The sequence below is a fragment of the Pseudomonas sp. ANT_H4 genome (genome assembly GCF_008369295.1).
Classification (GTDB): Bacteria; Pseudomonadota; Gammaproteobacteria; order Pseudomonadales; family Pseudomonadaceae; genus Aquipseudomonas.
Map to the genome: position 1 here is coordinate 71014 of NZ_VOBG01000005.1, position 21520 is coordinate 92533.

The 21520-nt window shown below is 59.1% G+C and carries 20 protein-coding genes and 1 pseudogene; 16 read left to right on the plus strand and 5 right to left on the minus strand.

Features of this window, described 5'->3' with window-relative positions; genetic code table 11:
• Positions 1–190 precede the first annotated feature (190 nt).
• From FQ182_RS08225 to FQ182_RS08265, 9 genes and pseudogenes are all read left to right on the plus strand, one after another.
• Positions 191–670 carry a sigma-70 family RNA polymerase sigma factor gene (locus FQ182_RS08225; RefSeq protein WP_149413694.1) on the plus strand — a complete coding sequence of 160 codons (480 nt, stop codon included), beginning with the start codon at positions 191–193 and terminating at the stop codon, positions 668–670.
• Between the two features lie 125 nt (positions 671–795).
• The gene (locus tag FQ182_RS08230; protein WP_149413661.1) at positions 796–2133 is read left to right on the plus strand and encodes a lysine N(6)-hydroxylase/L-ornithine N(5)-oxygenase family protein; all 1338 of its coding nucleotides are present in this window, start codon (positions 796–798) and stop codon (positions 2131–2133) included.
• 475 nt (positions 2134–2608) lie between these two features.
• Positions 2609–5311 carry a magnesium-translocating P-type ATPase gene (gene mgtA, locus FQ182_RS08235; protein ID WP_149413660.1) on the plus strand — a complete coding sequence of 901 codons (2703 nt, stop codon included), beginning with the start codon at positions 2609–2611 and terminating at the stop codon, positions 5309–5311.
• Positions 5312–5324: 13 nt separating this feature from the next.
• Positions 5325–6041, plus strand: coding sequence for an MgtC/SapB family protein (locus FQ182_RS08240; protein ID WP_149413659.1), 717 nt, complete (start codon positions 5325–5327; stop codon positions 6039–6041).
• Between the two features lie 389 nt (positions 6042–6430).
• Positions 6431–7057 (plus strand): response regulator transcription factor, encoded by a 627-nt coding sequence (locus tag FQ182_RS08245; protein ID WP_149413658.1) that lies wholly within the window; start codon positions 6431–6433, stop codon positions 7055–7057.
• Positions 7058–7100: 43 nt separating this feature from the next.
• Positions 7101–8642: pseudogene (locus FQ182_RS08250) on the plus strand (transporter substrate-binding domain-containing protein); the annotation flags it as partial.
• Between the two features lie 338 nt (positions 8643–8980).
• A complete protein-coding gene (locus FQ182_RS08255) occupies positions 8981–9538 on the plus strand; it encodes a histidine phosphatase family protein (RefSeq protein ID WP_149413656.1) in 558 nt (185 codons plus the stop codon).
• Positions 9539–9594: 56 nt separating this feature from the next.
• A complete protein-coding gene (cobF, locus tag FQ182_RS08260; RefSeq protein ID WP_149413655.1) occupies positions 9595–10350 on the plus strand; it encodes a precorrin-6A synthase (deacetylating) in 756 nt (251 codons plus the stop codon).
• 11 nt (positions 10351–10361) lie between these two features.
• Positions 10362–11105 carry an alpha/beta hydrolase gene (locus FQ182_RS08265; RefSeq protein ID WP_149413654.1) on the plus strand — a complete coding sequence of 248 codons (744 nt, stop codon included), beginning with the start codon at positions 10362–10364 and terminating at the stop codon, positions 11103–11105.
• Positions 11106–11131: 26 nt separating this feature from the next.
• On the opposite strand, the gene FQ182_RS08270 is transcribed toward FQ182_RS08265, so the two are convergent.
• On the minus strand, positions 11132–11698 hold the full coding sequence (locus FQ182_RS08270) for a hypothetical protein (RefSeq protein WP_149413653.1): 567 nt from the start codon (positions 11696–11698) through the stop codon (positions 11132–11134).
• A 71-nt stretch (positions 11699–11769) separates the two neighbouring features.
• Positions 11770–13578, minus strand: coding sequence for a monovalent cation:proton antiporter-2 (CPA2) family protein (locus FQ182_RS08275; protein WP_149413652.1), 1809 nt, complete (start codon positions 13576–13578; stop codon positions 11770–11772).
• A 335-nt stretch (positions 13579–13913) separates the two neighbouring features.
• On the opposite strand from FQ182_RS08275, the gene FQ182_RS08280 reads away from it, so the two are divergent.
• The 4 genes from FQ182_RS08280 to FQ182_RS08295 all read left to right on the plus strand — a co-directional run bounded on the left by FQ182_RS08280 (position 13914) and on the right by FQ182_RS08295 (position 17689).
• The gene (locus FQ182_RS08280) at positions 13914–14279 is read left to right on the plus strand and encodes a type II toxin-antitoxin system RelE/ParE family toxin (RefSeq protein ID WP_149413651.1); all 366 of its coding nucleotides are present in this window, start codon (positions 13914–13916) and stop codon (positions 14277–14279) included.
• Positions 14272–14577: an XRE family transcriptional regulator gene (locus tag FQ182_RS08285; protein WP_149413650.1), complete on the plus strand. Its 306-nt coding sequence runs from the start codon at positions 14272–14274 to the stop codon at positions 14575–14577. Before FQ182_RS08280 ends, FQ182_RS08285 begins: the two co-directional genes overlap by 8 nt.
• Before the next feature lie 197 nt (positions 14578–14774).
• Complete coding sequence (locus FQ182_RS08290; RefSeq protein WP_149413649.1) at positions 14775–16328, plus strand: DUF726 domain-containing protein; 1554 nt, start codon at positions 14775–14777, stop codon at positions 16326–16328.
• A gap of 41 nt (positions 16329–16369) precedes the next feature.
• Positions 16370–17689, plus strand: coding sequence for an Nramp family divalent metal transporter (locus FQ182_RS08295; protein WP_149413648.1), 1320 nt, complete (start codon positions 16370–16372; stop codon positions 17687–17689).
• Here FQ182_RS08295 and FQ182_RS08300 read toward each other — a convergent pair whose 3' ends face one another.
• A complete protein-coding gene (locus tag FQ182_RS08300) occupies positions 17690–18622 on the minus strand; it encodes a LysR family transcriptional regulator (protein WP_149413647.1) in 933 nt (310 codons plus the stop codon).
• A 116-nt stretch (positions 18623–18738) separates the two neighbouring features.
• Here FQ182_RS08300 and FQ182_RS08305 point away from each other — a divergent pair, with 116 nt between their 5' ends.
• The 3 genes from FQ182_RS08305 to FQ182_RS08315 all read left to right on the plus strand — a co-directional run bounded on the left by FQ182_RS08305 (position 18739) and on the right by FQ182_RS08315 (position 19948).
• Positions 18739–19230 (plus strand): DMT family transporter, encoded by a 492-nt coding sequence (locus FQ182_RS08305; RefSeq protein ID WP_133101181.1) that lies wholly within the window; start codon positions 18739–18741, stop codon positions 19228–19230.
• 4 nt (positions 19231–19234) lie between these two features.
• Complete coding sequence (locus FQ182_RS08310) at positions 19235–19687, plus strand: DMT family transporter (protein ID WP_133101180.1); 453 nt, start codon at positions 19235–19237, stop codon at positions 19685–19687.
• A 90-nt stretch (positions 19688–19777) separates the two neighbouring features.
• Positions 19778–19948 carry a metallothionein gene (locus FQ182_RS08315; protein ID WP_149413646.1) on the plus strand — a complete coding sequence of 57 codons (171 nt, stop codon included), beginning with the start codon at positions 19778–19780 and terminating at the stop codon, positions 19946–19948.
• An 84-nt stretch (positions 19949–20032) separates the two neighbouring features.
• Here FQ182_RS08315 and FQ182_RS08320 read toward each other — a convergent pair whose 3' ends face one another.
• Together FQ182_RS08320 and FQ182_RS08325 are read right to left on the minus strand one after the other, a co-directional pair.
• Positions 20033–20269 carry a DUF6555 family protein gene (locus FQ182_RS08320; RefSeq protein ID WP_149413645.1) on the minus strand — a complete coding sequence of 79 codons (237 nt, stop codon included), beginning with the start codon at positions 20267–20269 and terminating at the stop codon, positions 20033–20035.
• Between the two features lie 188 nt (positions 20270–20457).
• Complete coding sequence (locus FQ182_RS08325) at positions 20458–21495, minus strand: purine nucleoside permease (protein WP_149413644.1); 1038 nt, start codon at positions 21493–21495, stop codon at positions 20458–20460.
• Positions 21496–21520 lie beyond the last annotated feature (25 nt).

Genomic DNA, 21520 nt, shown 5'->3' on the forward strand with positions numbered 1-21520 from the left:
TTTAGTTGCTTACATATGCGGTTACAGCTCTGGGGGGAACAATTTTTGACTGTTAGTGCAAGTCTTCTTTAAATCTATATGAGAATTACTATAAATTACGCATGTTCAAACTGCCATCACTGCATTGCATTGACAGTGGTCTTCACGCTTAAAGGGTCATAAGCCGCCATCAATGCGGTTGGGAGTCATGTTGGAAAGCTACTATCGCGAGCTGATATGTTTCCTCAACGCCAAGCTGGGCAACCGTCAGGTGGCCGAGGATGTAGTGCATGACGCCTATGTCCGGGTACTTGAGCGCGCCAGCGATACACCGATCGAGCAACCCCGCGCCTTCCTTTATCGCACCGCCCTGAACCTGGTGATCGACGGCCATCGGCGCAACACCCTGCGCCAGGCAGAGCCTTTGGAGGTGCTGGACAGTGAAGAGCGCTTCTTCAGTCCCTCTCCACAAGTCAGCCTCGACCACCGTCAACGCCTGGACATGCTCGGCAGCGCCCTGGCCGAGTTGTCGCCGCCGTGTCGCGACAGCTTCCTTTTGCGCAAGCTTGAGGGCTTGTCCCATCTGCAAATCGCCGAACGCCTCAACCTTTCCCGCAGCGTGGTGGAAAAACATATCGTCAACGCCATGAAGCATTGCCGGGTACGGATGCGCGAGTGGGACAGCCACTGAACCGTCGCTGTTAAATTTCTTTTCATTGTCCTCGTTTCCTATCAACACACGACCTGTTGTTCTGCCTACAGGTCTCTGAGGTTTTCCCGCCCCACTGCTCCGGGGCTTATCCAGAGGACACTGGAATGACACAGGCAATTGCATCGCCCGCGGTTCACGACCTGATCGGTATCGGTTTTGGCCCTTCGAACCTGGCGCTGGCCATCGCCCTGCAAGAGCGCGAGAAGGCCCAGGGCAAGCTGGACGTGCTGTTTCTCGACAAGCAGGCTGACTACCGCTGGCACGGCAATACCCTGGTAAGCCAGAGTGAACTGCAGATTTCCTTCCTCAAGGACTTGGTCACCCTGCGCAATCCCACCAGCCCCTATTCCTTCGTCAACTACCTCAAGGCTCACGGCCGCTTGGTGGACTTCATCAACCTGGGCACGTTTTACCCGTGCCGCATGGAGTACAACGACTACCTGCGCTGGGTCTCCGGGCAGTTTGGCGAACAAAGCCGCTATGGCGAGGAAGTGCTGGCCATCGAGCCGATCCTGCACCAACAGCAGGTTGAAGCGCTGCGAGTGATCTCCCGTGATGCCCAGGGCGAACAGCTGGTTCGCACCGCTCGTTCGGTGGTGGTCAGTGCCGGCGGTACACCGCGAATTCCCGAGGCGTTCAAGGCGCTCAAGGATGACGGGCGGGTGTTCCATCACTCCCAATACCTGGCGCGCATGGCCCAGCAGCCGTGTGTCGACGGCAAGCCGATGCGTATCGCGATCATCGGCGGCGGGCAGAGCGCGGCCGAGGCCTTTATCGACCTCAATGACAGCTTTCCGTCGGTGCAAGTCGACATGATCCTGCGCGGCTCGGCGTTGAAGCCGGCGGATGACAGCCCGTTCGTCAACGAGGTGTTTTCCCCGGAGTTCACCGACCTGGTGTTCCAGCAGGCCAGCAGCGAGCGTGAGCGCCTGGTCAATGAGTACCACAACACCAACTATTCAGTGGTGGACCTGGACTTGATCGAGCGGATCTACGGGATTTTCTATCGCCAAAAAGTCTCCGGCATTGCCCGCCATGCGTTCCGTACCCTCACCACCGTTGAAAAAGCCAGCGCCGGGTCTTTGGGTGTCGAGTTGGTGTTGCGTCATAACGCGACCGGGGAAACCAGCCTGAATCACTATGATGCAGTGGTGTTGGCGACCGGGTATGAGCGGCAGATGCATCGCCAGTTGCTGGCGCCGCTAGAGGCGTACATGGGTGACTTTGAGGTCAGCCGTGATTACCGGATGGTGACCGATGAGCGGTGCAAGGCGGGGATCTACATGCAGGGGTTTAGCCAGGCCAGTCATGGCTTGAGTGATACGTTGCTGTCGATCTTGCCGATTCGGGCGGATGAGATTGCGGCTTCGTTGTATGAGCATGATCGTAGTCGCGGGCAGGGGCGGTCGATGCGGGATTTGTTGCTCGCGACGGCCAGTTGATAGCGAAAAACTGTAGGCGCCAGGGGAACGCCTGGTTCCTGCAGACGTGCTACCTGAACCCTTCCTGAAGAATCTTCTTATTCCCCATACGGAAACTCTCCTACGGTTTACTCTCCAGAAATCGGGGCGTAAGCTTCTCGCGTTTTCATCAATAGCGGAGACCCTCAGTGGGTACTTGTTCGAGTGACAGTTGTCGGCCGGTCTCGGTAACCGGCACATTCTCGGCAAGATAACGCGCATATCCCATGCCGTTGTCTCGCCGAATAAGCGAGCAGCGGCATCCCGGTAGCGGCCATTCCAGGCCTGCACCCCGACGTCCCTCTCATCGACGCTGAACAGTCCGTGACTCATCTCACGGGACTACGGACGCGCCTGTCGTTTGCGACAGGCGGGCCAAGCCTGCCGTGCCCGTGATTCGGGCGCGGTATAGACGGGCCGTACCTGCACGAAGGCTTCCTCGCGCAGGAGTAACACCATGAAACTCACCCTGTTGAAAGAGTTCTTCGCCGGCTTCGTGCGGACCCGGCATATCACCCGGCACTTCCGGCGCCTGGCCCTGCTCGAAACCCTGACCGATTCCAGCGTCAGCCGCGAAGTGCCGCCGACCCTGGCGCAAACCCTGGTCAATGGGGCCAACAGTGAGGCCCAGGCACTGCTGGGCTCCCTGGCCAGTCACGTCGATGGCTTGAGCACGCAGGAAGCCGACGCCCTACGGGTTCAGTACGGCCTCAACGAAGTCGAACACGAGCAGCCGCTGCCGTGGTGGGTGCACCTGTGGCACTGCTACAAAAACCCGTTCAACCTGCTGCTGACCTTACTGGCGGTGATCTCCTGGCTGACTGAAGACATGAAGGCTGCCACGGTGATTTTCTCCATGGTGGTGCTGTCGACCTTGCTCCGGTTCTGGCAGGAGGCCAAGTCGAACAAGGCCGCCGATGCCCTTAAGGCGATGGTTAGCAACACCGCCACGGTGTTGCGTCGGGACGCAGGCAAGCGCATCGAGTTGCCGATCAAGCAACTGGTACCGGGTGACCTGATTGTGCTGTCGGCCGGCGACATGATTCCCGCCGATTGTCGCGTACTGACTGCCAAGGACCTGTTCGTCAGCCAGGCGGCGATGACGGGTGAGTCAATGCCGGTGGAGAAGTTCGCCCTGCAACGGGACGCCAACACCCGTAACCCCCTGGACCTGGAAAATATTCTGTTTATGGGCACCAACGTGGTGTCCGGCGCGGCCACGGCGGTGATCCTCACCACCGGCAACAGCACCTACTTTGGCGCCCTGGCCCAGCGGGTCAGCGCCACGGATCGAACGCCGACCTCGTTCCAGCACGGCGTCAATAAAATCAGCTGGCTGTTGATCCGCTTCATGTTCGTGATGGCGCCGATGGTGCTGTTCATCAACGGCTTCACCAAGGGCGACTGGACCGAAGCCTTGCTGTTCGCGCTGTCCATTGCCGTGGGCCTGACCCCGGAAATGCTGCCGATGATTGTCACCTCGACCCTGGCCAAGGGCGCGGTGTTCCTGTCGCGCAAGAAGGTCATCGTCAAGCGCCTGGACGCGATCCAGAACTTCGGCGCGATGGACGTGCTGTGCACCGACAAGACCGGCACCCTGACCCAGGACAAGATTTTCCTGGCGCGCCATGTGGACGTCTGGGGCGAAGAGTCCGACGACGTGCTGGAGATGGCCTACCTCAACAGCTACTACCAGACTGGCCTGAAAAACCTGCTGGATGTGGCTGTGCTGGAGCACGTTGAAGTCCATCGCGAGCTGAAGGTCGGCACCGCGTTCCAGAAAATCGACGAGATCCCGTTCGACTTCAACCGCCGGCGCATGTCGGTGGTGGTGGCCGAGCAAGGGCGGCCTCATCTGCTGATCTGCAAGGGCGCCGTGGAGGAAGTCCTGGCGGTCTGCAAGAACGTACGCCATGGCGACGTCAATGAAGTACTGACCGATGAACTGCTGGCGCGGATTCGCCAGGTCACCGCCGCGTTCAACGAGGAAGGCTTGCGAGTGGTAGCGGTGGCGGCGCAACCGGTCGCGGTGGGCGACATCTACAGCGTGGCGGATGAGTGTGATTTGACGCTGATCGGTTATGTGGCGTTTCTCGATCCGCCCAAGGAAAGCACAGCCCCGGCTCTCAAAGCCCTGGCCGCTCACGGCGTGGCGGTGAAGGTCCTGACCGGTGACAACGAATTGGTGACGGCGAAGATCTGCCGCGAGGTGGGCCTTGAGCAGCAAGGCCTGTTGATGGGCAACGACATCGAATCTATGAGCGACGCGCAACTGGCCGAGGCGGTGGAAACCACCAACGTGTTCGCCCGGCTGACGCCTTCCCACAAGGAGCGCATCGTGCGCCTGCTCAAGGCCAACGGTCATGTGGTGGGCTTCATGGGTGACGGCATCAATGACGCCCCGGCCCTGCGCACCGCCGATATCGGCATTTCGGTGGACAGCGCGGTGGACATCGCCAAGGAAGCGGCCGATATCATCCTCCTGGAAAAGAGCCTGATGATCCTGGAGGAGGGCGTGCTGGAAGGCCGTCGCACCTTCGCCAACATGCTCAAGTACATCAAGATGACTGCCAGCTCCAACTTCGGCAACGTGTTCTCGGTGCTGGTAGCGAGTGCCTTTATCCCGTTCTTGCCGATGTTGCCGATGCATCTGTTGGTGCAGAACCTGTTGTATGACATTTCGCAGATCGCCATTCCGTTCGATAACGTCGATCAGGAGATGTTGAGCACCCCCCAGCGCTGGCAGCCGGGTGAAGTCGGGCGCTTCATGCTGTTCTTCGGCCCCATCAGTTCGGTGTTTGACATCACCACGTTCGCCTTGATGTGGTACGTATTCGATGCCAATACCCCGGACCATCAAACCTTGTTCCAGTCGGGTTGGTTCGTGGTGGGGCTGCTGACCCAGACGCTGATCGTGCACATGATCCGCACGCCGAAAATCCCGTTCCTGCAAAGCCGCGCGGCGATGCCGTTGATGGTGATGACCGGCTTGATCATGGCCGTGGGGATTTTCCTGCCGATGGGGCCATTGGCCCATTACTTCAAGCTGCAGGCGCTGCCGTCGCTGTACTTCGTGTTCCTGCCGCTGATTCTGTTGGCCTACATGGCGCTGACCCAGGCGGTAAAAGGCTTTTACATCCGCCGGTTTGGCTGGCAATAAATGGAGATTTCTGATGCAAGCCATCAACAACATTAACCTCAATTCCCTGATCGATACCCTGGTCAGCCTCAGTGCCGCGTTCATCCTCGGCGGGCTGATCGGTTTTGAACGTCAGTACCGCCAGCGCACCGCGGGCCTGCGCACCAACGTGCTGGTGGCGGTGGGGGCGGCAATTTTCGTTGACATGGCCAACCGCCTGGGCGGTGCCGAAGGCGCGGTACGGGTGGTCGCCTACGTGGTGTCCGGCATCGGCTTTCTTGGCGCCGGGGTCATCATGCGCGAGGAAGGCAATGTGCGTGGGCTCAATACCGCAGCCACGCTGTGGGCCTCGGCGGCCGTCGGGGCTTGCGCCGGTGCCGACCTGATCCTTGAAGCGTTGCTCGGCACGTTGTTTGTACTGGCGGCCAATACCTTGTTGCGGCCGATCGTCAACAATATCAACCGCCAGCCGCTGGATGTGGTGTCTGCCGAGGTCACCAACGTTCTTTACGTGATCGCCCGGCGTACTCAGCAAAAGGCCGTACTGGCGTTGCTGGAGGCGGAACTGGCGCGCTGTAACTACCCGGCCAGTGATGTCGACGTGCGGCCATTTGGTAGTGATGAGGTGGAAATCGAAGCCACCCTGGCGGTGACGTCGGTAGACGGGGATGAGCTGGATGCGCTGGTAGCGCGCATTTCCACGTCGACACTGGTAGTTCAAGCGTTCTGGAGCCCCAGTACCACCGAGTAGCCTTCGTCCCTCAACCCAACCCCACAGCAGTTTTTTGCCATGTCGCGGGGCCACGCGCCCTGCCTCCCACCCAGTGAGTCAGCAACGTTGACTATGTTTTTATGAGGATAAGTCCTACAAGACACTAGGACTTGCCCTTCAGTTGAAGCGTCCTTTCATTGCTAATGTTGCGCCCTTGCGCCTAGCGGGGATTGAAGGTGCTGTTTTTTCAAGAACCGGGGCCAGGCATATCTGAGTTGTTCCTGTTTACACAGCGCCGCTCGTCGGAACTGTGATTTCTCACAGGTAGATAGGCCTCGCGTGATGTGCAAGGGTACTGACACCTTGATGAAATGATCGAGTCGTCGGTAATGGAATCAATCAGGGTGGTGTCTTCCCAGGGGAGTCGCATGAGCAAAGCGTTAATAGTGGATGATCATCCGTTCATTCGTGCAACCGTTAAATATCTGTTGAAGCAGGAAGGCTTCGACAAGATTTTTGAGGCGGGCAATGGTGCTGACGCCATGCAGATCGCCAGGGAGGAGCGGCCCGACCTGGTCATCCTCGACTTGGCCATGCCCAAGCTGGGAGGGCTGGAGGTGATCAGCCGGATCAAGGCGCTGGGCCTGCCGTGCAAAATCCTGGTGTTGACCTCCTACCTGGCAGTGTTTTTCTCAACGCGCTGCATGCGTGCCGGTGCGATGGGCTTTGTCGCAAAAACCGGCGAGTTGGATGAGTTACAAAAAGCCATCAAGGCCGTCATGTCCAACTACAGTTGCTTTCCCAGCCTGCCCACAAGCTCTGTGCGCCGGGATGACTTGCAATCCACCGAGCAACAACTGGTGGCTGCATTGTCGGACCGTGAGTTGACGGTGTTGCAGAAACTGGCCCTCGGCCTGGGCAACAAGGATATCGCTGAGGATATGCTGTTGAGCCACAAGACCATCAGCACCTATAAAACCCGATTGAAGGAGAAACTGCACATGTCGTCGGTGGTGCACTTGTCCAAGTTCGCCCAGCGCAACCATTTGATCTGAAATGTCAGTTTCCTTGGGCCAGTGGTTCACAGCATTCTTGTTGATGAGCCTGTTATCCACGGCGGGCTTGGCCTTTGGCGAACCACGGTCCCTGCATTTGCTGGGGCACTCCCACTTTGACGGTCAGCCGGTGACCCTGGGTGAGCCGCACTGGCGTTGGTTGCGAGAGCGGCGCACGTTGGTGATGGGGGTCTCCGGCCCCGATTATGCGCCGTTTGATTTGACTAATAATAATGGTGACCTAGAGGGCATTACTGCCGATTACGCAGGGCTGATCGCCCAGGCCTTGAACGTCACGGTCCTGGTTCGGTGCTACGACAATCGCAATGAGGTTATCGCGGCGCTCAAGCGTGGCGAGGTGGACTTTCTGGGATCGGCTAACGGTTACGAGGCGGCGGACCCGCAGCTTGTATTGTCGCGTTCGTATGCCAACGACCAACCGACGCTGGTGACGCGCATGGATGACAGCCAGGCCCTGAGCCCCGACTTGGCGGGCAAGCGCTTGGCGATGCTCTATCACTACATGCAACCGGCGGCGGTAGAGGCGTTTTACCCCAACGCCCGGTTGCAACTTTTCCCGTCGACCTTCGAAGCCATTGGCGCTGTTGCGTTCGGCCAGGCGGATGTCTACCTGGGGGATGCGATCAGCACCAATTACCTGATCATTAAAAACCACCTCAATAACGTACGCATGGCCGACTTTTCTACACTGGAGGTCAATCCTTTCGCTTTCGCATTCTCGCGCGACAACACCCGTCTGCTGGGCATCGTCAATGCGGCGTTGCAAGTGATCCCGGTCAGCGAGAAAATGGAGATCTTGCGCCGCTGGAGCGCTGGCAATCTCGGTTTCATCGGCAAGGTACGCCTGCGTCTGAGTGCCAGTGAGCAGCGCTGGCTGGACAAGCATCCGCGGGTAAAGGTAGCGGTGCTCGACGAGTTTGTGCCGATTTCATTTTTCAACGAACAGGGCCAGTTTCAGGGCTTGAGTGCGGAGGTCCTGGCCCAGGTCAGCTTGCGTACCGGGCTCAAGTTCGATGTGGTGCGCGGCGGCTCGCTTCCCTGGCAAGTTGATCAGGTCAACGCTGGCGCTGTCGAGATGATGGGGGTTATCACCCCCAGCATGGAGCGCGAAGAGAAGATACGTTTTACCCGCCCGTACCTGACCAACCCCTTCGTGCTGGTCAGTCGCAGCGGCACGGGCAATCCGCTCACACTGGAGGACATGCCGGGCAAGCGCCTTGCGATGATTGGTGGCAACGTCCTGCGTGAAAGAATTACCCAGGATTATCCCGGCATCAAGTTCGTGGAGGTGCAGAGTCCCGTGCAGGCCATGGAGCTGGTGGCCAGCGGCGAGGCTGATGCGGCGCTCAACTCGCTGATCAGCGCCCGCTACGTAATTGCCCGTCAGTACCGTGATCGTTTGCGCGTGACCAGCACGGTTGGCTCGCAGCCTGCCCGCATCACCTTTGGGGTCAACCGCAGCCAACTGGAGCTGTACTCGATCCTTGACAAGGCGCTATTGAGCATTACACCTCAGGAAATGGATGAGTTGACCAATCGCTGGCGCACTGAAGTAGTCATCGAATTGCAATCAGCATTGACTGGTATGCGAACCTGGTTTTCAGTCGTTCAGAGAGTTGGGGGGTAACTCCTGCGTCAAGGTGGAGCAATGCCGGCCTTGCTGCCAGCAGCGGTTTTGCCGGTACGGGTACAGTTCGATCTATTCGCGAGTGACAATCTCGACCTTACTGCCGTATTGCGCCATGTCGGCGACAGTAGTGGCACCTGAAACAGGGCGGCATCTGAATAATCCCGTGACCGTTGGTCAACTTGCCGGGGAAGTTTGTGAACAATTGGCTTTTCAGACAAGGGGGTGGCGCAGTATTGACTGCACACGTGATTCCCACATCAGAGGAGAAGGGGATGCAGGCCACACGTTTGACCCTTGTTTGCCACGCCACGACGCCGTATCAGAAACGCGGTCAATTCCCTGTCGACCAGTCTCTGGAGATGGATTGGCAGCAGGTGCCGTTATCGCTGGCCGGGCGTTTCAAGAAAAACCTGCGCCTGCTCTGTGGTCCTGAAGCCCGAACCCGGCAAACGGCAACGTTGTTCGGCAACGGCGCAAAGGTCGATGAAGCCTTGCGCGAGGGTGATTTCGGCAGTTGGCAGGGCCAGGATATTGACGAGGTCGACCGCGACGAGTTGATGACCTGGCTTACCGACAGCACCAGCGCCCCTCATGGTGGCGAATCGGTGCAACAGGTCTGCAAGCGGGTAGGGCAGTGGATGCAAACCCTCGAAGCTAATCCAGGACACGTGGTGGCGGTGACCCATCCCTTCATCATCCGTGCTGCCTTGCTGCACGTCATGCAATGCCCGGTCGCGATGTTCTACCTGATCGACGTGGAGCCGCTGTCATCCACCGAGCTGCGTTTCAACGGTGTCTGGCGCCTGCGCCTGGAAACTCACGCCTCGTAGCCGGAACATGGCAAAATCGCCGCCCCGCATTGAGAACACCTCATGAAGACTTTCCCATGAAGAGCATCCTGATCATCGGCATTGGCGCCGGCAACCCCGACTACATCACCATGCAGGCGGTCAAGGCGCTCAACCGCACCGACGTGTTTTTCCTGATGGACAAGGGCCAGAGCAAGGACAAGCTGATCGACCTGCGTCGGGAAATCTGCGAGACCTATATCACCGATCACGACTACCGGTTTGTCGAGGCGGATTGCCCCGAGCGAGTGCGCGGTGAAATCGACTACACCACCGCTGTGCAGGACCTGAATCGCGACAAGCAGCAGACCTTTGAGCGGATGATCAACGAACAAATGGCCGACGGTGAAGTGGGCGCATTCCTGGCGTGGGGCGACCCGGCGCTGTACGACAGCACCATCCGCATCCTCCAGGCAATCCTCGCCACTGGCCGCTGTGAATTCGAGTTCGAAGTCATCCCCGGCATCACCAGCGTCCAGGCCCTGGCGGCCCAGCACAAAGTGCCGCTGAACCGTATCGGCCGGTCCATCGAGATCACCACCGGCCGCCGGTTGGCGGCGGGGAAGGTCAGTGACGCCGATACGTTGGTGGTGATGCTCGATGCCGAGGACTCCTACCGCACCGTGGCGGATAAGGACCTGGATATCTATTGGGGCGCCTACCTTGGTACGCCGGACGAGATACTCATCAGCGGCAAGGTGGCTGAGGTTGCCGATGAGATTGAGCGTGTGCGCAAGGCGGCGCGCCAGGCCAACGGCTGGATCATGGACACTTATTTGCTGCGCAAGCCTTGAGGTTGATCCCCATGTTCAAACTGATCGTCTTGGCGCTGACGTTGTATGCGGGTGTCGCCCACGCCCAATCTGCCCTGCACACGGATTTGCCGCTGTCGTACCTGGAGCAGACTCAAAGTGATTCACGCAACCAGCCCCTGGTGATTTTTCTCCACGGGTTTGGCAGCAATGAGCAGGACCTTTTCGGTCTCAGGGATGAACTGCCGTCGGCCTGGAGCTACCTGTCAGTTCGAGCACCGGGAACGGTGGATGAGGATGGCTATCGCTGGTTTCGCAAGACGCCCGGCAATGGCGACTACGATGGCGAGACCGTCGATTTGCAGAGCAGCGCACGGCTGATCGAGGACTTTGTCGCCCAGGCCACGGCCAAGTACCACACCCAGAGCGACCGAGTATTCCTGGTGGGGTTCAGCCAGGGAGCGATCATGTCGTACGAGGTGGGCTTACGGCAGCCGCAAATGCTGCGGGGGATCGCGGCGTTGAGTGGCAGCGTGTTGCCGGTGCTCCAGGCTCAGCTCAAGGCTCAGTTCAAGGCCCAGCTCAAGCCGGATGAGCAACTGGGCAAGCTGGCGATTTTTATCGGCCATGGCACGTTGGACCAAGCGTTGCCGTATGCCTCGGCCACGCGGGCCAATGAGGTGTTGTCGGGCCTGGGGCTGAAACCGGAGTTTCATGGTTATCCGGGCATGACCCATACCATCAGTAATGCCCAAGTGCAGGACCTGAAGAACTGGCTCCAAAAGAGCCTGCCCTAAACAAAGCTATACCCGTGGAAAACGGCTTACTTGCCGCCCGTAATCTGCTTCACCAGCACGCCATGACCCTTGGCATCATCGGCCCGGGAAATCGCCTGGATTACCAGCAGGTGATTGCCGGAGCCGGCAAAGAATGTCGAGGTCAGAGTCTTGCCGCCACCCATGGTCGCCGTGCTGTCAACCTGACGCATGCCCAAGCCCTTGAGGACCAGCTTTTTTTCGCCCAGTTTCTTGAAGTCTGGCAGGGTGGCGCTTTGCTCCTTGACGAACCCAGTCACTGCGCCGTCGAGAAATTGCGGGTCGTTGTCCTTGATGGTGATACCGTCATTACGCAGGGTCTCAGCCACGATCACCACGCTTTTGCCCACCTGGTTGGTGTACATCGTGCCGCTGGCGCCAGCGGTGCCGTGGGCTTCATCGCCGGCCGGCAGTGCATCGGCGGTGTAGGCCTTGGGCAGGCTGAAGGTGAATTTGCCGTCCAAGGTGGAGATGGTCTGGCCGGCTGGCTTGTCGGCGGCGAACACTTGGCTGGCGCCCAAGCTTGCGGTCAGCATGAGCGCCAAGAGGGCTGCGGTCTTGGTGAGGGTGGCCATGAAGCTCTCCAGGAAAGAACGAAATTGCGCCGTATTCTGTCAGATATTCGCAATATCGTTCATGTCCATCCTCACGTCTTGTCGGACTCTTCCTCCAACCGATCCATCTCAAACAACCGCGCCAGTTCCGTGCGAGACTCCTGGGCGGACTGCATGACCTTGGCCGCGTCGTCGTACACCGCATGCTGGGCGGCCAGCAGTTGCAGGTCGTGGTTCTTGAAGCGGTTGATCCGCGCATCGGCCTGGTTTTGGCTCAGGCCCAGTCCCACCAGGGTGCGACGACTCATTTCCAGGCTGGAGTAGAACGTCTCGCGCACTGGTGACGCGTCCAGGTCCACCAGGCGATGGACGTGCTGGCGGTTACGGGCGCGGGCGATGATCTTCATGTGCGGGTACAGACTGCGCACCAGTTCGGCGGTCTTGATGTTGATCTCGGGATCATCCATGGCAATCACGAAAAACTCCGCCCGGTCGACCTTGGCCGCATGGAGGATTTCCGGGCGCTGTGGGTCGCCGTAGAATACCGGCATGCCGCCAAAACTGCGGGTCAGCTCGATAGTTTCCACCGAGGTGTCGAGGGCGATAAACGAAATGTTTTGTGCTCGCAGGATACGCGCCACGATCTGCCCCATGCGGCCCATGCCGGCGATCACCACCCGTGGCGCATCGCTCTGGATGGCGCGGTATTCCTCGGGTACTTTGACGGTTTTGCTCTTGGGTTTGAACAGTTTCGGACACAGCAGCAACAGCAACGGGGTCAGGGCCATGGACAGAGTGATGGTCAGCACCAGGATGTCGTAGAGCCGCGGTTCGAACAGGCCCTGGTCGCGGCCGATCTTGAACACCACGAAGGCGAACTCACCGCCTGCGGCCAGCACCACGCCCAGGCGCAGTGCACTTTCGCGATTGAGACCACCCGCCAGTTGGCCGATGCAAAACAGCAGCGGCAGCTTGATGGCGATCAGCAGCAGGGTCAGCCCCAGCACGACGATCGGCGCGCTGAACAACAGGCTGATATTGGCGCCCATGCCGACGCTGATAAAAAACAGCCCCAGCAACAGCCCCTTGAACGGTTCGATCTGGGATTCCAGTTCGTGGCGGTATTCCGAGTCAGCCAGCAAGAGGCCTGCGAGGAACGCACCCAAGGCCATGGACACGCCCACCAGCTCCATCAACCATGCCGTGCCGATCACCACCAGCAGGGCCGTTGCGGTGGACACTTCTCGCAGCCCTGTCTTGGCGACAATGCGAAACACCGGTCGCAACAGATAACGACCGCCAATGATCACCACGACGATGCTGCCCAATACCTGCAAGCCGTGGTTCAGGTCCTGGGCGGCGGTAGTGGTGTGATTGCTGCCAGCGAGCAGCGGCACCATGGCGATCAGCGGGATCGCCGCGATGTCCTGAAACAGCAGAATGGCAAACGCCAGGCGGCCATGGGGTTGGTTCAGTTCCTTGCGTTCGGCCAGGCTTTGCAGGCCGAAGGCAGTGGAGGACAAGGCCAGGCCCAGACCCAGCACAATGGCGCTGTTCCACGACTGGCCAAATACCCACAGCGCTAGCACGCCGATAACCGTCCCGGTGAGCATCACCTGGGCCAGGCCGACGCCGAACACCGCCTTGCGCATCACCCATAAACGTTTGGGCGAAAGCTCCAGGCCAATGATGAACAGCAGCAACACCACCCCTAACTCGGAAAACTGGCTGACACTTTGCGGGTTGCCCACCAGCCCCAGTACCGACGGGCCGATGATCACCCCAGCCAGCAAATAGCCCAGTACCGCGCCCAATTGCAGGCGCTTGGCCAAGGGTACGGTGAGCACTGCGGCGAACAGGAACACCACGGCCGCTTGTAACAGGTTGCCTTCATGGGGCATTGCTTACTCCAGGATCTTTTTCGAATCAACAGAGCGCTATTAGAACGCTTTTTTACATTTTGAAATCTGAATTTTTGCAGAGAAAATACATGGGTAGCCAGTGTTCGCTGGGGACTGTCCTGCTCTGTTATCACTGCAAACACATCGCTGGCATCCTGAAGCACACCCTGGCGACAGTGGTCCGGGGGACTGGGTAGTGATCAGGCTGCGGGCGACGTGCAGGCATGCAGTGCACGAACTGAAAACAATTTGTCGGAAAACCTGGCGGGCCCTATGACGGCTAAAGCAAATAAAGTTATGCCCTTGAGTTTATATTCCTTGGGTGGCATATTTCCATGGGCTGGGATATTGAATACACGGACGAATTCGGTAACTGGTGGGGTGGCTTGGATGCAAAGGCGCAATCCTCGGTATCAGCTAGCGTAGATTTGTTAGGCCTCCTGGGGCCGGGCCTGCGCTTTCCCCACAGCAGCGATATCAAAGGCTCTCGGCATGGCAATCTTCGAGAGTTACGGGTGCAGCATAGGGGGCGACCTTATTGCGTGCTGTATGCGTTCGATCCGCGCCGATGCGCTTTATTGTTGATCGGCGGCGATAAAACCGGACAGCACCGGTGGTACGACGAACACGTCCTTGTGGCGGAAAAGCTGTATGACGAACATTTGGAAACACTGCGTAAAGAGGGCCGTAATCATGGCTAAAAAATTTGCTGAACTTCAAGCTCGCATGACCCTCGAGGCACGCGCCGACGCCGAGCGGGTTTTCCAGCAGCACTTGAAAGAAATGCCTCTGCATGAACTGCGTAAAGCTCAGCAGATGAGCCAGGAGAGTCTGGCCAAGGTACTGAATATCAACCAAGCGGCCGTTTCAAAAATGGAACGGCGCACCGACATGTACATCAGCACCCTGCGTAACTACATCCGGGCCATGGGTGGCGAGTTGGAGATTGTCGCGACCTTTCCTGACGGTCAGGTAAAGATCGAGAACTTCGCCAGTTGAGTCGTTCAGCGTTACCGGCGTCTCTCAGCATCAGTGGAGGATGCTAGAGAACTGAATATCGGAACAAAATCCCTGATTTAGGGCATGCCTGTCCATGTGTATGGACAGAGGGTTCCTTAACCCACCGAGGTTTTTACATTGCCTCAACCCACCCTTTGCTACTATCGCCCTCCACCGTCATCAGGAGTCACCGCCCCATGCAACACCAGTGGGATGAAATGCACCGCACCCGCAAGCCCACGTTCGTCCTGTGCGGCGAGCCCCAAGGGAAAGTGCTCAATCTCTACGTCCACGGTTACTCGGCCTTCTTCAATCAGCAACAGCTGGGCAACTTCAAGGCGCAACTGGCGACCATCGAAGGCTCGACCAACCTGATGCTGTTCTGGCCGGCGGGGCATTTCCTGGAAAACCTGTTTGCGCCGTTCAAGGACGTCATCGCTTCAATGCTCGGCGGCGGCACCCTGGGCGCGGCGACCATTGGCCTGGGCAAGGCGATTGCCTATTTTCTCGACCACTACAAAAGCGTCGAAGCCCGGGTTGATGAAGTCGCCAAAAGCCTGCTGCCCGAGTTAGCTAACTACCTGCACGGCGAGTCTATCCAGGTGCAGAAAATCAACCTGATTGGCCATTCGCTGGGCGCGCGGTTGTTGGTCAAGAGTTTGTTGGCAAGCCCCGAACTGGCTCGTGAACTGCCGTTGAACAACCTCCTGTTGATGGGCGGTGCGATCTGCACCTCCAGCCCCTGGGACCAGGTGTCGGCGCCGTTGAAGGGCCGGGTGATCAACTGCCACTCCAGCAAGGACTGGGCGCTGGCGCTCAAGCCGGATGCCGAGCGGTGCATCGGCCGTTATGCGATCCCGTTGACCCCGTCCCTCAAGGACAAGGTGGCCAACGTGCACTTGACCACCTTTGATCACGCTGCCTACTGGCCACAATTGAAGACGGTGGTGCAATACACCGACCTGCTGCAGGAGCGCCGGGGCATGATCCGCGCCGATCAGCGTAGTAGCGAGGTGCGGTTTGCCGAGGATGATGTCGACCTGTTCCCGCTGCTGGTGCAGGCGCGGCCGGATGAACTGAAGTTTCTTGCTGAATTAATGGCGCAAAAACACAGTGCGTCCATCGATGTCAGCGTGCGCGAGCCGCTGAAACTGGCCGTGGAGTTGCAACGCATGGGCGGCGACAGCTTTATGAACCTGGCGCGGGGCCATGGCGTCAGCTATCGCGAAATGGCCCAGGACGTGGTCCAGCGCGTGGGGATCAAGTTTGACCAGCCCCTCGACAGCGTGGCGCTCACGGCCCTTGAAGAACGGGTCGCCGAAACCTTGATCGAGCAGTACAAGGACAAGCTCAGCCTGGCCGACCGCAAGGTCTTCGAGGCCGAACTCCAGGCGGCTGCGCAAAAGGAACAGGGTTTTTTCAATCGCTTCGATGTCGGGCGCTCGGCCACCACGGCCTTGAGTGGTACGGCGCTGGCCGGGTTGACCGGCTTTATCCTGCGCCGGGGCGCGGCCACGGCGATTCCGGTGGTGGGGCAGGCGCTGGCGGCGGCGATGTTGTTGGTGAGTGGGGTGCGGGCGTTTTCTGGGCCAGCGTATTCCATCACTACCCTGGCGGTGCTGGTGCTCGGGGTGATTCGTCAGCGCCTGGAGCGCGAGGCGCTGAATCAAGAGATGGACCTGGTGGTAAAGGTGGTGGAGGCGTTTGATCTGCCCAGGGAAACGGTGATGCGTACGGTCTCGTCTGACTGATAAACTGTGCCCTTGTTCTGTGTGTTTACCGGGTACCCCGCGTGAAATTTAGCTTGCCGAAAATCGCTACTGCTCCGTTCTGCCCCCCGGAAGTCGCCGGCTCCATTGCAGTCGATCCCAGTGCCTCATTTTTCAAACGGTTGCTGAAATTCGCTGGCCCCGGCTTGCTGATCTCCATCGGCTACATGGACCCGGGTAACTGGGCGACGGCCATCGAGGCCGGCTCACGCTATGGTTACAACCTGTTGTTCGTGGTGTTGCTGGCCAGTTTGGCCGGGATGGCGGTGCAGTGTTTGTGTTCGCGGTTGGGTATCGCCACCGGCAAGGACCTGGCGCAGCTGTGCCGTGAGCGCTACAGCAAACGCTCGGCGCGCACGCAATGGGTATTGGCGGAAATCTCGATCATCGCCACCGACCTCGCCGAAGTCCTGGGCTGCGCCTTGGCTTTTCACTTGCTGCTGGGGGTTTCCCTGACCACCGGCATCGTCATCACTGCCTTCGATACGCTGCTGATCCTGGCTCTGCAAAACCGTGGTTTCCGCCGCCTGGAAGCAATCATGCTGGCACTGGTGGCGACCATTGGCGTGTGTTTCTTTATTGAACTAGTGCTGATCAAACCCTACTGGCCAGACGTGCTCCGTGGCTTTACGCCGTCGCTGTCGGCCATCAGCGATGCCGCGCCGCTGTACCTGGCCATCGGCATTCTAGGGGCGACGGTGATGCCCCATAACCTGTATTTGCACACCTCCATCGTGCAAACTCGGTTGTTCGGCAAGGATTTAGCCAGCCGCCAGGACGCGGTCAAGCTGGCGCGCATCGACACCATTGGTTCCCTGGCCCTGGCCTTGTTGGTCAACGCGGCGATTCTGGTGCTGGCGGCAGCTGCCTTCCACCAGACCGGCCACACCGAGGTCGTGGAAATTCAGGACGCCTACCACCTGCTGGACCCACTGGTGGGCGGCGCCTTCGCTAGTATCCTGTTCGGCATTGCCTTGCTGGCGTCCGGGCAAAGCTCCACCTTTACCGGCACCATCGCCGGCCAGGTGATCATGGAGGGCTACCTCAACCTGCGGATTCCCTGCTGGCAGCGGCGCCTGATCACCCGTGGGCTGGCGCTGATTCCTGCATTCCTCGGGGTGTGGCTGATGGGGGACGATGCCATTGGCAAGTTGCTGATCCTCAGTCAAGTGGTGTTGAGCCTGCAGTTGCCGTTTGCCTTGTACCCGTTGATTCGCATGACTGGCGACAAACAGCTGATGGGACCGTTCGTCAATCGCCTGCCCACAAAGCTGTTGGCCTGGACCCTATTTGCGGTGATCAGCGGCGCCAATGCCTGGTTGATCGGGCAATGGCTGTTCTAATCAGCGATCCCAGTACGGTACCGGCCCGAAGCATTCGACGAAGTAGTCGATCACCGTACGAACCTTCACCGACAGGCGTCGGCTTCCGGGCCACAGTGCAGCAATCTGTTGCGGCTCCAGGGTCGTGGCCACTTCATAGTCAGTCAGCACAGCCTGCAAGGTCCCGGCACGCAGGCCTTCGCCGATCAACCACGACGGAAATACCACTAGGCCCAGGCCTTGCTCGGCGGCGTGGGTCAGGGTATCGGCGTGGTTGCCGGTGATTGGGCCCTTGACGCTGTAGGGCGTCCAGTCGCCCTGGTCGCGGCGAAAGAACCAGCGCTGCTGGCCGGTGACGCCTTTGTAGGCCAGGCATTGGTGGTTCACCAGTTCATCGGGGTGTTGTGGCGTACCGTATTGCGCCAGATAGGCAGGGCTGGCGGCGATGCGGAAACGCTGCGGGGCGAAAATGCGCGCCTGCATGCCGGAATCGTTGAGTACGCCGATGCGAAACAGCAGGTCTGTACCGCCTTGCAGCGGGTCGACGTAGGTGTCGGTCTGCTGGATATCCAGTTGCAGCTTGGGATAGCGCCGGCACAGCTCACCCAACCATGGCGAGAGGTGCCGCTGGCCGAACACCATCGGCGCGTTGATCCGCACCAGGCCGCTGGGCTCGCTTTCCTGTTCCTGCAAGGCCTGTCCGGCTTCTTCCAGTTGCTCCAGCACCAAGCGTGCGTGATGGCCCAGCAAACGCCCGGCCTCGGTGGGGCTGACGGCACGAGTGTGGCGATACAGCAATTGTTGGCCCAGGGCCTGTTCCATCAACTGGATTTGCCGGGAGATGGAGGAGGGCGCCAAGCCCTCACGGCGGGCGACTTCGGAGAAACTGCCGTAGTCCAGTACCGCGACAAACAGGCGAAGCGCCTTGAAACTCAACTCGCTCAAACCCTGCATAATGACTCCGTTCTGTGCGAAATACGCAAAGGTGTTGTCGTCATGATCCCATTTATCGCAAGGCACTGCCACCGGATAATGCACGCCATCGCTCCTCTCTAATGCGCAGGTGTTCTATGCAAACTTCCTCTCTTGACGGTGCGGGCCTGGCTCAAGCCAAGCCGAAAACCTTTCTTCGGCTACTGTTACTGCCGCTGGTGATTTTCGCCGGCATGGGCTTGTCGGTGGAAGCCGGTTTGCTGGGGCCGTTGGGCGTGCAGGTCGGGCACTTGTGGGCGACCTTGAGTATTTTCGGCGTAGGCTCCGCGATTCTGTTTTTGCTATTGCTGTTCAGTGGCCCGCAAAAAGGCCCGGCCCTCACCGATCTGCCGCGCTGGCAGTTGATCGGCGGCTTCCTGGGCCCGATGTACGTGGTGGTGCTGACCCTGGCCACGCCGCATATCGGCATTGCCATGACCATGATCGCAATTCTCTCCGGCCAAGTGGGCAAGAGTGTGTTGATCGACCACTTCGGCTGGTTCGGCACCACGCGCAAACGGGTCAACGGTGAGCGCTGGATTGCGCTGCTGTTGATTGTGGCGGCACTTGTTTTGATTGCACGGGGTTAAGACGATGAATCTGATTGTGTTGTTGGTATTGGTGGTGGCCGCAGGTGCGGTGTTGAGTGTGCAGGCGGCGATCAATGGTCGGCTGGGGCAGACGGTGGGTGTATTGCGCAGCAGTCTGCTGACCTTTGTGGTCGGGGCGATCAGCACCGGCCTGCTGGTTCTGTTCTTTGAGCCGGCTCACGCGGTTAGCCTGTTGGATGTGCCGAAATGGCAACTGACCGGGGCGTTGTTTGGGGTGGTGTACATGATGGTCATGGTCGGTGCTGTACCGATTGTTGGCACCGCGGTGGCGACTGTGGCGGTGATCGTTGGGCAATTGGGCATGGGCATGCTGATCGACAATTTTGGCTGGCTCGGCAACCCGGCCATCGAACTGTCCGGCAGCCGGATTGTGGCGATGCTCTGCCTGGCGCTGGCCCTGGTGTTCATGTATCGCAGCAGTACCCGCGCCGATTAACGACTTTGAACCAACGGTGGTGTCGGGCAGTCACTGCTTAAGGTGTCGGCGTTCGCCGCACCGGGACGACCATGACGAAGGAGTCTGATCATGCAAGAAAAAACCTGTGCCTGCCCTCACTGCAACTGCCTGGTGGGGCAAACGGCGGTGATGAAAGAAGGTAAGAGTTATTGCTGCCAGGGCTGTGCCGATCATCATGCCCATGGTGAGCCGTGTGCTTCGTCTACGGGGTGTGAGTGTGCCAAGTCGGCGCATGGCTAAATGTGAAACGCTTGTAGGGGCGAGCGGCCCCTACAGGGTTATTGCGGTTCCAGTGCCAGTCTAGGCTGTGCCTCCCTGACAGGTTCAAGAGCGCGCGCCCGAGCGGCGCCATTGCACATTTTCGATGCCAAATTTCTCGGCCTGGGGCTGGCTGGTCTTTTTCACCTGTTCCCGGGCAAATCGGCCGATGCGGCCTATGCCGGCATCGCAGCTTGCCCAATGCCAGGCTTCTGCGGTGTCGAGTTTTTCCAGGCGAATAATGAAAGACTTGGGCGTGCCATGCAGCGTGTAGTCGATCACGAAAAAATTTGCGTTGTTCATGGACCTGTTGACCCTCCTTGTGTCTTTAAGTGATCACTCAGAGCGGTAAAAATTCATTCGGATTGTCGACTACGGTTATTTCCTTAGAAAGAAAACTGCATGGCCTGGGGCTGTGGGTGTTTGTCTGGTCATGGAAACGATGCGCAAATAAAGGTCATCAAGACAGTTGCTCCCACAGCAAGAGGGATTTACACCTCGGGAACGCCGTTCTCCCACGCCGACCAGTTCTTCAGAATCGCCTGCACCAACGGGTTGCCGGTGCGGTACAGGTTCTCCAACGCTGGCACGAACCCGCCCTGGTCCGCGTACTTCAGCAGGTTGTCGACTTCGCTGTAACCCGGATACGGCCGGTCGAAATCGGAGCCTGCGCGTACCACGGCCAGGCGCTGGATATCCACCAGACCTTCACGACTGGCCCGCAGCAGCGCTTCGTAGGTGGAGTTGTCTTCCTGCTGGGTGGTGCAGTAAACGCCTTTGTTGTCGGTAAGCAACTGGGTCCAGACTTCGGCGCGTTCGCTCAGGCGTGTGCCGGAAAACCAGGTATTACCGGCCAGGGTGTCACACTGGGTGACCTGAGGCGGCTGGTTGGCCGGGGCGTACGGATAGTGTTTGCGCCACGCGGTGGATTCCTTGCTTTCACTGAGTTCGACCTTTTGCGACAGGGTGAATGCCTTGGCCTGAAGTTTCTGGTTCAGCTCGAATACTTCGGTCTTGTAGTCCAGCGGCGGTTTCTCATTCGGGCCTTTGGTGTTGATACCGATATAACCGGTCGGCCAGTCCTTGGGCGCATCCCGGGAATCGATTTCCCACTGGGTGCCGAACTCCACCAGGTAGTGGGCCCAGGCTGCGGTGCCGATGGTGCCGTGGTGCGGGTTGATGCCGGCAATCCCGGCGATCAGGAAATAGCTCTGGCGCAGGTCGAACTTGGGTGACAACGCCAGGGCCAGGGTGGAGGCGGCGGCGTTGGTTTGGCCCATGCCGGTCACCAGCAGGCACACGTCCTGGGTGTTGCAGCGGATTGCCGGGTACTCGGCCGACAGGCCCGGCACGCGGACCTCCTGCTTGAGTTCCAGGCGATCAATCCAGTGCTGTGCCTCGGGGGCAAACATGGTGATCAGCATCACTTTGGGTTTGATCGGTGCAGGCTGTGCAGCGAAGGTGTTGGAGGCTATCAGTGTGCCGAAGACCAAACCAACGGCTACAGAAAGACGAGTCAATACGTGCATAAAATCCCCCTACGAAATGAATGAT